Origin of the sequence: Campylobacter hepaticus (assembly GCF_001687475.2) — a bacterium.
GTDB classification, from domain to species: Bacteria; Campylobacterota; Campylobacteria; order Campylobacterales; family Campylobacteraceae; genus Campylobacter_D; species Campylobacter_D hepaticus.
The window spans coordinates 572,511-585,849 of record NZ_CP031611.1 but is presented as its reverse complement, the minus strand read 5'-3'; the positions used below and the strand labels follow the sequence as shown (position 1 = coordinate 585,849).

Annotated in this window: 9 protein-coding genes; 3 read left to right on the top strand and 6 right to left on the bottom strand. The window is 28.1% G+C overall.

Going from position 1 to position 13,339, the window contains the following annotated elements; translation table 11 throughout:
- Nucleotides 1-75: 75 nt before the first annotated feature.
- The 6 genes from A2J15_RS02890 to A2J15_RS02865 form a co-directional block, all read right to left on the bottom strand.
- The gene (locus A2J15_RS02890) at nucleotides 76-846 is read right to left on the bottom strand and encodes a MetQ/NlpA family ABC transporter substrate-binding protein (RefSeq protein ID WP_066778164.1); all 771 of its coding nucleotides are present in this window, start codon (nucleotides 844-846) and stop codon (nucleotides 76-78) included.
- Nucleotides 847-886: 40 nt separating this feature from the next.
- A complete protein-coding gene (locus A2J15_RS02885; protein WP_066778165.1) occupies nucleotides 887-1,660 on the bottom strand; it encodes a MetQ/NlpA family ABC transporter substrate-binding protein in 774 nt (257 codons plus the stop codon).
- A gap of 193 nt (nucleotides 1,661-1,853) precedes the next feature.
- On the bottom strand, nucleotides 1,854-2,759 hold the full coding sequence (locus A2J15_RS02880) for a methionine ABC transporter permease (RefSeq protein ID WP_066778166.1): 906 nt from the start codon (nucleotides 2,757-2,759) through the stop codon (nucleotides 1,854-1,856).
- A complete protein-coding gene (locus A2J15_RS02875; RefSeq protein WP_066778167.1) occupies nucleotides 2,756-3,766 on the bottom strand; it encodes a methionine ABC transporter ATP-binding protein in 1,011 nt (336 codons plus the stop codon). The genes A2J15_RS02880 and A2J15_RS02875 overlap by 4 nt, the downstream gene beginning before the upstream one ends.
- A gap of 4 nt (nucleotides 3,767-3,770) precedes the next feature.
- Nucleotides 3,771-6,383, bottom strand: a complete 2,613-nt coding sequence (locus A2J15_RS02870) for a valine--tRNA ligase (protein WP_066778169.1) — start codon at nucleotides 6,381-6,383, stop codon at nucleotides 3,771-3,773.
- Between the two features lie 26 nt (nucleotides 6,384-6,409).
- The gene (locus A2J15_RS02865; RefSeq protein WP_066778171.1) at nucleotides 6,410-7,384 is read right to left on the bottom strand and encodes a hypothetical protein; all 975 of its coding nucleotides are present in this window, start codon (nucleotides 7,382-7,384) and stop codon (nucleotides 6,410-6,412) included.
- Nucleotides 7,385-7,511: 127 nt separating this feature from the next.
- Here A2J15_RS02865 and A2J15_RS02860 point away from each other — a divergent pair, with 127 nt between their 5' ends.
- The 3 genes from A2J15_RS02860 to napA all read left to right on the top strand — a co-directional run bounded on the left by A2J15_RS02860 (nucleotide 7,512) and on the right by napA (nucleotide 13,337).
- Complete coding sequence (locus A2J15_RS02860; protein WP_066778173.1) at nucleotides 7,512-9,530, top strand: ATP-dependent helicase; 2,019 nt, start codon at nucleotides 7,512-7,514, stop codon at nucleotides 9,528-9,530.
- 283 nt (nucleotides 9,531-9,813) lie between these two features.
- Entirely contained in the window at nucleotides 9,814-10,338 is a 525-nt protein-coding gene (gene tpx, locus A2J15_RS02855; RefSeq protein WP_066778175.1) for a thiol peroxidase, read from the top strand.
- A 227-nt stretch (nucleotides 10,339-10,565) separates the two neighbouring features.
- Nucleotides 10,566-13,337 carry a periplasmic nitrate reductase subunit alpha gene (napA, locus tag A2J15_RS02850; RefSeq protein WP_066778177.1) on the top strand — a complete coding sequence of 924 codons (2,772 nt, stop codon included), beginning with the start codon at nucleotides 10,566-10,568 and terminating at the stop codon, nucleotides 13,335-13,337.
- Nucleotides 13,338-13,339: the final 2 nt, after the last annotated feature.

Here is a 13,339-nt window from a genome sequence, read left to right as displayed (position 1 = left end):
GCCATTATCATAAAGATTGCAAGAAAATTAAATTATTTATAATAATGACATTGATTTTTTAGGTTTATTGAAATTTTAAAAAGCGGGAATTAATATATCTTTGTAATATTTATCAATAATAGCTTTAAATTTATCACTTCTTAAAATTTCATCAATAATTTGAGTTTTAATGCTATTTTTATCTTCTGAGCGTACTACAACATAATTTACATAAGGGCTATTTTTATCTTCTCGAAAAAGAGTATCTTTGCTTGGATTAAGTCCTGCATCAAGAGCATAATTGGAATTAATAATAGCTATATCAACATCATCTAAAGATCTTGGAAGTTGAGCGGCTTTGAGTTCTATAAATTTAAGATTTTTAGGATTTTTATTGATATCAAGTAAGGTTTTTAATGAGTTTTGATTTAAATTGATTAAACCAGCTTTTTCTAAAAGTTCTAAAGCTCTATTTTCATTGGTAGCATCATTTGGTATAGCAACTTTAGAACCTTTTTTAAGGTCTTGTAAATTTTTAATTTTTTTACTATAAATTCCTATGGGTGCTATGATTACAGGTGTTGTTGCAATTAAATTTGCATTTCTTTTTGCATTATATGCTTCTAAAAAAGACTTGTGTTGGTATAAATTAGCATCAAGTTCTTTTTCTTCTAAAGCACGATTAGGTAGTATATAATCTGAAAATTCTATTATTTTTAGCTCATATCCTTTGTTTTGGAAATCATTTTTCATGAGTTCTAGTAAATTGGCAAAAGGATTTGGTGTTACTCCTATAGTAATACTTGCTGCTAATAAATTAGATAAATTTAAAATACAAATAAATAAGATAATTTTATACAATTTCATAAAAATTCCTTAAATTATAAATAAAAAGTCTTAAATGAAGTTAAAAAGCAGGTATAATTGCACCATTATATTTTTCTATAATGAATTGTTTTACCTTATCGCTTTGTAAGGCTTTTGCCAAAGCTTTAATTTTTTCATCATTTTCATGTCCTATTCTTACAACTAGAATATTTGCGTAAGGACTTTGTTTATCTTCTATAAATACGCTATCTTTTGCTGGATTTAAATTTGCAGAAAGGGCATAGTTTGAGTTAATTACTGCAAAATCTACATCATCTAGAGCTCTTGGAAGTTGTGCTGGTTTTAATTCTACGAATTTAATTTTTTTGGGATTTTTAGTAATATCAAGAGGGGTTTTTAAAGCTTTATTATTCAGCTCAATTAAGCCTTTTTTTGCAATGATATCTAAAGCTCTACTTTCATTTGTTGGATCATTAGGAATAGCGATTGTAATGGCTTCTTTAATATTATCTAGGCTTTTATATTTTTTTGAATAAACAGCCATAGGTTCTATATGTACGTTAACAACTTTAATTAATTTGGTATTTTTGCTTTTGTTAAATTCTTCTAGATAAGGGGTATGCTGAAAAAAATTTGCATCTATTTCTGCATTATCAACTGCCAAATTAGGGAGTACATAATCTGTAAATTCTTTAATTTCAAGTTTATATCCTTCTTTTTCTAATTCAGGTTTTACTTGTTCTAGAATTTCAGCATGAGGGACAGGAGTAGCTGCAACTGTGATGGTCTGTGCTGCATTTAAACTAAGACTTAGAGTTAAAATACTTGTTATAATTATAGATTTAATTTTCATTTTTTTCCTTTTTTAGTCATTTTGTGCTTGCTTTATCTTATAAAATCACTCTGACTATCAGGAAGATATAAAATATTTACATTGATAGTCAGACTAACGCATCTGAGACATCATTTTGTTAATCCTTAAAAATTTTTTAAAAATTAATTTTACTTAAAAAAACTTATATTTAGTTTAAAAAAGTGACATTTTTTTATTTTTTAAGTAATTTATAAATAAAATACAGTGAAAAAATACTAAAAATAATAATTTGCCAGAAAAAATTCTTATCATTATTTATAATAATATTTATTCCAAATAAAAATAGTAAAATAGCAAGAATATATGAACTTTTATTATTTTTAGTCCAAGTATAAAATAAATTACCTAGAATTTGGACTATTTGAACTAATATAAGTAAAATAATTACTGTTTGAATCATAATTTCTTTATTAAATCTCTCATAACCATAACGAATGGCAACATCTCCTAAGCCACCACCACCTACAGCTCCAGCAAGTGCTGAAAAACCTATAGTAAAAATCAAAGTTAAAGTAATGCCATTAATTATAGCAGGAAGGGCTTCGCTAAAAATAACTTTAAAAATAATTTGTATATTACTAGCTCCATAGCTTTTTGCTGCCTCTATGACGCCTTGATCTATTTCTTTAAAAGCACTTTCAAGCATTTTAGCTAAGTAAGGAGCTATTCCTATGGCTAGAGGAACTATGGCAGCATTTGTGCCTATGCTGGTACCTACGATGATTTTAGAAAGAGGCAAAAGTACTACTATAAGGATTAAAAAAGGGAAAGCACGTAAGATATTGGTAATAAAATCTAAAATTCCATAAGCTAATTGATTTTCTTTAATTCCATTTTTATTCCAAATAGCAAGTAAAATACTTGGAATGATAGCTAGTAAAAATCCAAAAAATACAGCCATTAAACTCATATAAATGGTTTCATGAAGCGCAGGTTTTAAAATATTTTCATAATTTTGACCAAAGCTTGTGATAGAGTTTAAGCTTATTTCTTGTATATCTTGCCAAGAAAAATCTTTTATAAATTGAGAAATTCTATCATAAAGTGCATTAAACGCAGAGATATTTTCTTTATTCATGATGCTATCTCCCATAATACCCCGCTTTTTTCTATATATTTTAAAACTTTATCTTTGTCTTTTTTATCTATATTTATAACTAAATTACCTAAAGCTTTGCCATTTAGTTTTTCGATTTTACCCCAAACTATATTGCAATCAATATTTAACGTTCTTGCCATGTGGGTAATAATGCTATTTTGTGCAACTTCTTTTGGAAAATAAAGTTTAATATTAAGTCCATGTTTTGGTAAAAAATCATTTTCACCTAAAAATTTTTTCATTTTTTCATTGGGTTTTAAAAAAAGCTCATCAATAGCACCACTTCCTATAATTTGTCCATGTTCTAACAATAAAGCCTTTTGTGCTATATCTTTAACTACATCCATTTCATGTGTTACCAATACAACAGTGATTCCAAATTCAGCATTGATTTTAGAAATAAGTTCTAAGATATTTTTTGTTGTATTAGGATCAAGAGCTGAAGTTGCTTCATCGCTAAGTAAAATTTTTGGATTTAAAGATAAGGCTCTAGCTATAGCAACGCGTTGTTTTTGCCCCCCGCTAAGTTCTTTAGGATAAGCTTTATTTTTGTGATCAAGCCCTACAATTTCAAGTAAAGTATTAACTTTTTGAGTGATTTCTTTTTCACTCATATATGCTTTATTGAAAAGTTTAGCATGAAATTTACATTGAGTATAATGTGTTCTTAAAGGCATGGCAACATTTTCAAATACATTTTTACGTTCCATTAAGGCAAAATTTTGAAAAATCATGCCTATATCTTTTCTTAGCATTCTAAGTTCTTTTGGCTTTTCTTGTCTTAAGTGTTTAATTTCATAATCAAAAACTTTTAAACTTCCTTCTTGATAATTTTCAAGTCCATTAATACATCTTAAAAGTGTAGATTTTCCAGCTCCACTATGTCCTACAATGGCATAAATCTCTCCTTGTTTAATTTCTAAGGAAACATCATTAATTACCAATTCTTTGCCATAATATTTTTTTAAATTTGTTATTTTTATCAAAGTTTCAACCTCTTAAATTTTGAAGTTCAGATGATATTTTTTCAAGTTGATTTTTTATGTTATTTAGGGCTTGTTTATTTTGTTCTATTATATTTTTAGGGGCATGGGCAATGAATTTTTCATTTAAAAGCATAGATTCAAGCTTGATACTTTCTTTTTCAAGTTTATTTTTTTGATTTTCAAGTCTTATTAAAATACCATTTAAATCAACATTCTCTAGCGCTATAAAAATTTCTAAATTTTCACTAAGATCGCATATTGCTTTTGGTAATTTATCTTGAATAAATTCTATTTGTTCACATTTGGCTAACATGGTTATAAAAGCTATATAAGGCTTAAGGATGTTTTGCATTGTTTCATCATGTAATTTAATATAAGCTTTTTCTATCTTAGAATTTCCAAGCTCTATTAAACTTTTAGCACGACGAATGCTAATAATGCTTTCTATTAGTAAAGAAAAAACTTTTTCTATATTTTGATCTTGCTTATTAAATTGGGGATATTTGCTTATCATTATAGAATCATTTGTTTGCAGTTTTGTCCCACTTAATTTGTGATATAAATATTCGCTAATAAATGGCATAAAAGGATTAAGAAGTTTTAATGCTTCTTTAAAAATACTTCCAAGTTCTTTGACGCTTGATTTTTCTGCTTTACTAAGCTCTATACCCCAATCGCAAAAATCATCCCAGAAAAATTTATATAAGGTAGTTGCTGCGTCATTGAAGCGATAGTTGTCTAAATTATCTCTTACATCTTTAACACAAGTTTGAAATTTAAAGTAAATATATTTTGCAAGTTCTGATTGAAGTTTGATGTTTTCTAGATTTTCAAATTGAGTTTCATTTAAAAGTAAATAATTTGTTGCATTATAAATTTTATTAGTAAAATTTCTTATTTGTAATAATTTATCATTACTGAGTTTAATATCGCGCCCTTGTATACAAAGCAACGCTAAGGTAAAGCGTAAAATATCTGCACTATATTCTTCAATGCTTTGATTTGGATCAATAACATTTTGAAGGCTTTTGCTCATTTTTCTACCTTGCTCGTCTTTTATAAGAGCGTGTAGATAAATGTCTTTAAAAGGAAGTTTATCTAAGGCATTAGTACTTTGAAACATCATTCTAGCTACCCAGAAGAATAAAATATCAAAACCAGTAATTAATAAAGAATTAGGATAGAATTCTTTTAAATCATCTTCAAACCAAAATTCATTTTTACCCCAAGTGTTGTTTCCCCAGCCTAATGTACTCATAGCCCAAAGTCCTGATGAAAACCAGGTATCAAGTACATTTTGATCTTGTTTAAAATTTTGACTTTGGCATTTTGGACAGTTTTTTGGTGTGTCTTGGCTAGCCCATTCATAAGAACATTCACAATAATAAACAGGAATTTGATGCCCCCACCATAATTGCCTTGAGATGCACCAATCTTTTAAATCTTTCATCCATGCATTAAAACTATTAATCCAGTGATTTGGATAAAATTTGCTTTCTTCTTGAGATACTTTTTTTATAGCATCTTGTGCAATCTCTTTTTTTACAAACCATTGTTGGGAAATATAGGGTTCTACAATATTTTTACAACGGTAGCAATATCCTATTTGATTATTATATTCTTCTATTTTTTCTATAAAGCCTAGATCTTGTAATTTTGATACAATTTTTTCTCTTGCTTGCAAACGTTCTAAACCTTGAAATTCTAAACAGTGTTCATTTAAAATACCTTTTTCATTAAATATGGTGATAAATTCTAAATGATGTTTAAGTCCTACTTCATAATCATTCATGTCGTGTGCAGGGGTAACTTTAACAACTCCTGTTCCAAATTCTTTTTCTACATGTTCATCAGCTATGATTTTAATTGTTTTTTTGCTTAAAGGTAAAATAACTTCTTGATTGATTAGATGCATATAACGTTCATCATCAGGATGTACCATAAGGGCACTATCACCAAAAAAAGTTTCAGGGCGTGTTGTAGCTACAACTAAAAATTTATCACTATTTTTTAAAAAATATTTTATATAGTAAAGTTTGCTTTTATTTTCTTTATATTCAACTTCTATATCACTTAAAGCTCCATCGTGGGTACACCAATTTATCATATAATTTCCGCGTACAATAAGTCCTTTATTATAAAGTTCAACAAAAGCTTTTTTTACAGCATTGATTAAACCTTCATCCATAGTAAAACGCAAGCGACTCCATGCAGGAGTGATCCCCAATGTTTTCATTTGATCTAGAATTTTTTTACCACTTTGTTCTTTCCATTCCCAAACTTTTTCTATAAATTTTTCCCTGCCTAATTCTTCTTTTTTAATACCTTGTGCAAGAAGTTGTTTTTCTACAATATTTTGTGTAGCAATACCAGCATGATCAAGTCCTGGCTGATAAAGAACTTTATAACCATCCATTCTTTTATAACGGGCTATAATATCTTGTAAGGTAAAGGTTAAAGCATGCCCTATATGTAACACTCCTGTTACATTAGGAGGGGGCATCATGATACAAAAATTTTTACCTTTTTCTTGTATGGCTTTATTGCCATAAGTTTCAAAATATCCTCTTTTTTCGCAAATATCATAATATTCTTTTTCTAAATTTTTATCGTACATTGAATTTATCTTTAATTTGGTTTTTATTAGGTGGTTGTAATTTCTATGATTTCACAAAAAGGAAAAAAATATTGAGCTGTATTAAGTCCAGTTTTTAAGCTTTTTATGTGTTTATAAAATTCACTTCCTTGACCACTTTTTTTAATTTTAAATCTTACTCTTTCTACAATCTCTTCGCGTTCTAAATGTTGGGCTAATTCTTTTGGATTGTTAAGATATGGGCTTAATTGTTCTAATCTTACATATTTATAAGCTTGTTTCATATTTGAAAAAATAATTTCTTTATTGTAGATGGTAAGTTTCATTTCACCTTTTGGCAGCATTTTAACAAAAACACTTAAGCGGTGGTCTTTAGAATTTTTATCTATAATGTTTAACATATCTTTTAAAAGATTTATTCTATATCGACTTAAAAATTTTCCATCTAAAATATAAACTTTCATATTTTCTGTACTTAGTTTTGGTTCTAAGCGGCTGTCTTTTCCTAAAGTTAAATATTCTTGAGCTGGATTTAATTTTTTAATTTTTTTAGTTTTATTGGCTTGAAGTTCTTTTTTTTGCAATGTTTCTTTTTTAAAGATTTTTTCTGTTTTATTGGTTTCTTTTGTTAAGGTTTTCATTTGGGTTTGTTCTAAATTATTTTTATCTTCAAATATTTGTCCATTTTTTATTGTGCTAATATTATTGTCATTTTCTAAATTTTGCTTATTGTCTTTTATTGTTATATTATTATCTTGTTTATCATTGTCTTTTAGCGATGATATATTTTGATTATAGGTAATATTACTATCATATGATGTTGCATTATTAATTATATTTGTAGATGAATAAGAATTATTAAAATCCTTTGAATAAGAGTGATGTTCTTCAGAATAAGTATCAGAATTTAAGGTGTGGCTTTTTGGTTTTGAGTATTCAAAAAGATAAAAATAAGTCCCGCTAAGTATTCCAATTATAATAATTAATACACCAACAATAATAGAAAAAACTTTAAAATTCATTTGTTATGCCTTTAAATATAGAATGTAAAATATTCATGATTATACTATAATGTAATATAAAGTAAATTTAAATTTTTATATTTTTAAGTATTTTTTTTCTATAATTTAAATTTTTTCAAGGTGTAAAATGCCATTTTCAAAATTAAATCATGAACAATACCTTGCTGCTACTGCAAATTTTGGGCACAATCTTATTATTGCAAGCGCAGGAACTGGTAAAACATCTACTATTGTTGCTAGAATTGCTTATCTTTTGCAACAAGGTGTTGCACCAAAAAATATTATGCTTCTTACTTTTACAAATAAAGCTAGTAAAGAAATGATAGGTCGTTTGGGGAAATTTTTTGATAAAAATATCACAAATAAGATACTTGCAGGGACTTTTCATAGCATGGCTTATACTTTACTTAAAAATGCTAATAAAGATATTGCTTTAAAACAAGCAAGTGAGCTTAAAACTTTATTAAAAAGTGTCTATGAAAAAAGAACTTTTAGACATTTAAGTGATGTAAAACCTTATCAAGCAAGTTATTTATATGATATTTATTCTTTATTTCAAAATAAGGCTTATAATCAAGATTTTCATACTTGGTTTTGCCAAAATTATAAAGAACAAAGTATTTATGCTGAAATTTATGAAGATATTTTAAAAGAATACGATAGTGAGAAAAAACGTTTTAATTATTTAGACTTTAATGATTTGCTGATTTCTCTTAAAGAGTTTTTAAGAGAAAAACAATATGAATTTGATGAAATTTTAGTTGATGAATATCAAGATACTAATACTTTACAAAGTTCTTTAATTGAAGCTTTTGAAAGTAAAAGTCTATTTTGTGTGGGTGATTATGATCAAAGTATTTATGCGTTTAATGGAGCAGATATTAATATTATTGGAGGTTTTAAAGATCGTTTTAAAGATGCCCAAATTTTTTCTTTAAATAAAAATTATCGTTCATCAAAAAGTATTTTGGCTTTAGCAAATAAGGTGATTGTGAATAATGAAAGATTGTATCCTAAAGAACTTATTGTAACTAGAAATGATGAATTTAAAGTACCTTCTTTACTTGCTTTTGGGGAATTATTTGATCAATATCAAAATATAGCTAAAATTATACTTACAAGCGGGGTAAATTTAGAGGAAATTGCTGTTATTTTTCGTAATAATTCTAGTGCGGATGGTATTGAAGTGGCATTAAGGGAGCAAGGTATTGCAAGTGTGAGAAAAGGCAGCGGGAGTTTTTTTGAAAGTTTAGAAGTTAAAGCTTTTACTGCTATGTTAGCTCTTGTTATAAATCCTAAAGATATTATGGCTTTTATTCATTTAGTTCAATATACTAAAGGTGTTGGAGGGGTTTTAGCAAAAGAAATTTTTGATGCCCTTTTAAAATTAGGACATGGAAATTTGATAAAGGGTTTTTTAAATCCAGATAAAAGTGTGAATTTACAAAACCATCAAAAGAGAAATTATCAACTTGGACTTTTTGCTGATTTAGAAGAATTAGCAAATGAAGACCGTTTTAATTTAGAAAGTGAATTTAATATGCATCCTATTTTAAAGCTTTCAAAAATTAATGATGCGTGTGCTAAAAATTTAGAAAAAATTTATTTTTTTTTAAAAAAAGCAACAATATTACAACATTCTTTAGCTTTGATTACTTTAATTTATGAAAATTCTTTTTATCAAGAAATCTGTGAAGAACTTGCTATAAAAAGATCAACAAATAAAGCAGGGCAGGTTGATTTATTGAAAAAAAGTGAAAATTTAGAAAAAATATATACTAAATTTAGCGTTTTAAAAGAACTTGCAAAACGTTATAGTGATATTAATAAATATTATAATTTTTTAACTTTAGGTGCTAATGAGATGAGCAGCGGCAAAGGAGTAAATTTATTAAGTGTGCATGCAAGTAAAGGTTTGGAATTTGATCTTGTTTTTATTATAGATCTTATGCAAGGGCGTTTTCCAAATCAAAAACTTATGAGTATGAACGGGAGTTTAGAAGAAGAAAGAAGACTTTTTTATGTTGCAGTAACTAGGGCAAAAAATATACTTTATCTTAGTTATGCAAAGTATGATAAAAATAAAAAAATTTTTTTCAAGCCATCTTGTTTTCTTTTGGAGGCAGGATTTTGTAAAGAAGAATAAGTTTTGTTATTAATACTATTGATTTTATGATATTAATTTTTAAAAAATAAGATGTAGAAATTAAAGATTAAAATAAAAAATCAATAGCTTAAAAATTACTATTTTTTAATTATTTGGTCTTATTTTTTCAATATAAAGCTAAGGTTTGAAAATATAATTTATCAAGGAAAAAGTAAAATAATATTCAAAATTAAAATTGAAAAATAATTAATACTTGTCGGGTATAATTCATTTAAACATTAAATGTAAATTAATGTTTAAATTATGATTAAAAGGAAATAAAATGAGTTCAGTAAATTTTAAAGGAAGTCCTGTAAAACTCAAAGGACATTCTATAGAAGTTGGAGCAGATGCTCCTAAAATAACACTTAAAGCTAAAGATTTAAGTCCAATTGAAGTTGCTGTTTCAGGTAAAACCCAAATTATTTTAAGTCTTCCTAGTTTAGATACACCAGTTTGTGCTACTGAGGCAAGAGAATTTAATAAAAAAGTAGCAAGTTATGATGGGGCTGAAGTACTTGTTGTGAGTATGGATTTGCCTTTTGCTATGGGTAGATTTTGCAGTACAGAAGGTATAGAAAATTTAAGTGTTGCAAGTGACTTTGTAGCAAAAGAATTTGGTGAAAAATATGGTGTTTTAATCGGTGATGGCGCTTTAGAAGGACTTTTAGCTCGTGCTGTATTTGTAGTTAAAGATGGCAAAATAGTTTATAAAGAACTTGTTGATGAGATAACGCAAATGCCAGATATTGAAAAACTTGATGCTTTTTTAAACGGTAGTTGTTGTGGTGGTTGTGGTTGCCATTAAATAAAGCCCTTTAAAAAAGGGCTTGATATTTTTTATAATTTAGCTTTTATTATTTCTTTAAAATATTATTAAATTGATTCTTTAATATTATTCATAATAATAAAAAAGGACAATAAAACTCCTATAATATAGACATTTAAAATTATTATTTTTAATTAAAAAATTTCAAGATATTTTTATTTTTTATTTCTTATAATGAAATGATTTTTTATCTTGGAGGAATAAAAATGAATAGAAGGGATTTTATTAAAAATACCGCTATTGCAAGTGCTGCTAGTGTTGCAGGATTGAGTATTCCAAATTCTATGCTTGGGGCGCAAGAAGATTGGAAATGGGATAAAGCTGTTTGTAGATTTTGTGGGACAGGATGTGGGATTATGATAGCTAGAAAAGATGGTAAAATCGTGGCTACAAAAGGTGATCCTGCAGCACCTGTAAATCGTGGGCTTAATTGTATAAAAGGTTATTTTAATGCTAAAATAATGTATGGTGAGGATAGGCTTGTTATGCCTTTATTGCGAATGAATGATAAAGGTGAATTTGATAAAAAAGGTAAATTTCAACAAGTTTCTTGGCAAAGGGCTTTTGATGAAATGGAAAAACAATTTAAAAAAGCTTATAATGAATTAGGTGTTAAAGGTGTAGGAATTTTTGGGAGCGGTCAGTATACCATTCAAGAAGGTTATGCAGCTTTAAAACTTGCAAAAGCGGGTTTTAGAACAAATAATATCGATCCTAATGCAAGGCATTGTATGGCTTCTGCAGTTGTTGGTTTTATGCAAACTTTTGGAGTAGATGAGCCCTCAGGTTGTTATGATGATATAGAATTAACAGATACTATTGTCACTTGGGGAGCAAATATGGCTGAAATGCATCCTATACTTTGGTCAAGGGTGAGTGATAGAAAATTAAGTAATCTTGATAAGGTAAAAGTTGTCAATTTAAGTACTTTTTCTAATAGAACCTCAAATATTGCAGATATTGAAATTATTTTCAAACCTAATACAGATTTAGCTATATGGAATTATATAGCAAGAGAAATTGTTTATAATCATCCTCAAGCAATGGATGAAAAATTTATTAAAGAACATTGTGTATTTGCAACAGGCTATGCTGATATTGGTTATGGTATGAGAAATAATCCAAATCATCCTAAATTTAAACCAAGTGAAAAAGATACAGTTGAGAAAGAAAATGTTATAACTTTAGATGAAGAAGAAGCTATAGCTCTTTCTTATCTTGGTGTTAAAGCAGGTGATAAATTTGAAATGAAACATTCAAAAGTGGCTGATTATAATTGGGAAATTTCTTTTGAAGAATTTAAAAAAGGATTGGCTCCTTATACTTTAGAATACACAGCTAAAGTTGCTAAAGGTGATGATAATGAATCTTTAGAAGATTTTAAGAAAAAACTTCAAGAATTAGCTAATTTATACATTGAAAAAAATCGCAAAGTGGTTAGTTTTTGGACTATGGGTTTTAATCAACACACAAGAGGTTCATGGGTAAATGAACAAGCTTATATGGTGCATTTTTTACTAGGAAAACAAGCAAAACCAGGTAGTGGAGCTTTTTCTTTAACGGGTCAACCAAGTGCTTGTGGTACTGCTAGAGAAGTGGGTACATTTTCGCATCGTTTACCTGCAGATATGGTTGTTGCTAATCCAAAACATAGAGAAATTGCAGAAAAAATTTGGAAAATACCTTCAAAAACTATTAATCCAAAACCAGGTTCTCCTTATCTTAATATTATGAGAGATTTAGAAGATGGAAAAATTAAATTTGCTTGGGTGCAAGTTAATAATCCATGGCAAAACACCGCAAATGCAAACCATTGGATTGCAGCTGCTAGGGATATGGATAATTTTATTGTTGTTAGTGATTGTTATCCTGGAATTTCAGCTAAGGTGGCTGATCTTATTTTGCCAAGTGCTATGATTTATGAAAAATGGGGTTCTTATGGTAATGCTGAAAGAAGAACACAGCATTGGAAACAACAAGTTTTACCAGTGGGTGCTGCAATGAGTGATACTTGGCAAATTTTAGAATTTGCAAAACGTTTTAAACTAAAAGAAGTTTGGAAAGAACAAAAAGTAGATGATAAGCTTACTTTGCCTAATGTTTTAGAAGAAGCAAAAGCTATGGGTTATAGTGAAAATGATACGCTTTTTGACGTTTTATTTGCTAATAAAGAAGCTAAAAGTTTTAATGCTAACGATTTTGTTGGAAAAGGTTTTGATAATACTGATGTTAAGGGTGATGAAAGAAAGATTGAAGGCAGCGATGGAAAAGAATTTAAAGGTTATGGCTTTTTTATTCAAAAATATCTTTGGGAAGAATACCGTAAATTTGGTTTAGGTCATGGTCATGATTTAGCTGATTTTGATACTTATCATAAGGTTAGAGGTTTAAGATGGCCAGTAGTTAATGGTAAAGAAACGCAATGGAGATTTAATACTAAATTTGATTATTATGCTAAAAAAGCTGATCCTGATTCAGATTTTGCTTTTTATGGCACATTTAACAAAATGCTTGCAAAAGGTAATTTAAAGGCGCCTAAAGATGATAAAAAATATAGTATTGAAAATAAAGCTAAAATTTTCTTTAGACCATTTATGAAAGCTCCTGAAAGACCAAGTAAAGAATATCCATTTTGGCTTGCAACAGGAAGGGTTTTAGAACACTGGCATAGTGGAACCATGACTATGCGTGTGCCTGAGCTTTATCGTGCAGTGCCTGAGGCGCTTTGTTATATGAGTGAAAAAGATGGAGAAAAATTAGGTCTTAATCAAGGGGATTTAGTTTGGGTGGAATCTCGTCGTGGTAAAGTTAAAGCAAGAGTGGATATGCGTGGAAGGAATAAACCACCTATAGGTCTTGTTTATGTACCATGGTTTGATGAAAATGTTTATATTAATAAAGTTACTTTAGATGCAACTTGTCCTTTATCTAAACAAACTGATTTTAAAAAATGTGCAGTGAAAATTTACAAAGCTTAATT

Excerpts from the sequence above, each read along its gene's own strand:
- A2J15_RS02890 (WP_066778164.1), bottom strand. The coding sequence starts at position 846 with ATGAAATTGTATAAAATTATCTTATTTATTTGTATTTTAAATTTATCT.
- A2J15_RS02885 (WP_066778165.1), bottom strand. The coding sequence starts at position 1,660 with ATGAAAATTAAATCTATAATTATAACAAGTATTTTAACTCTAAGTCTT.
- A2J15_RS02880 (WP_066778166.1), bottom strand. The coding sequence starts at position 2,759 with ATGAATAAAGAAAATATCTCTGCGTTTAATGCACTTTATGATAGAATT.
- A2J15_RS02870 (WP_066778169.1), bottom strand. The coding sequence starts at position 6,383 with ATGTACGATAAAAATTTAGAAAAAGAATATTATGATATTTGCGAAAAA.
- A2J15_RS02865 (WP_066778171.1), bottom strand. The coding sequence starts at position 7,384 with ATGAATTTTAAAGTTTTTTCTATTATTGTTGGTGTATTAATTATTATA.
- A2J15_RS02860 (WP_066778173.1), top strand. The coding sequence starts at position 7,512 with ATGCCATTTTCAAAATTAAATCATGAACAATACCTTGCTGCTACTGCA.
- tpx (WP_066778175.1), top strand. The coding sequence starts at position 9,814 with ATGAGTTCAGTAAATTTTAAAGGAAGTCCTGTAAAACTCAAAGGACAT.
- napA (WP_066778177.1), top strand. The coding sequence starts at position 10,566 with ATGAATAGAAGGGATTTTATTAAAAATACCGCTATTGCAAGTGCTGCT.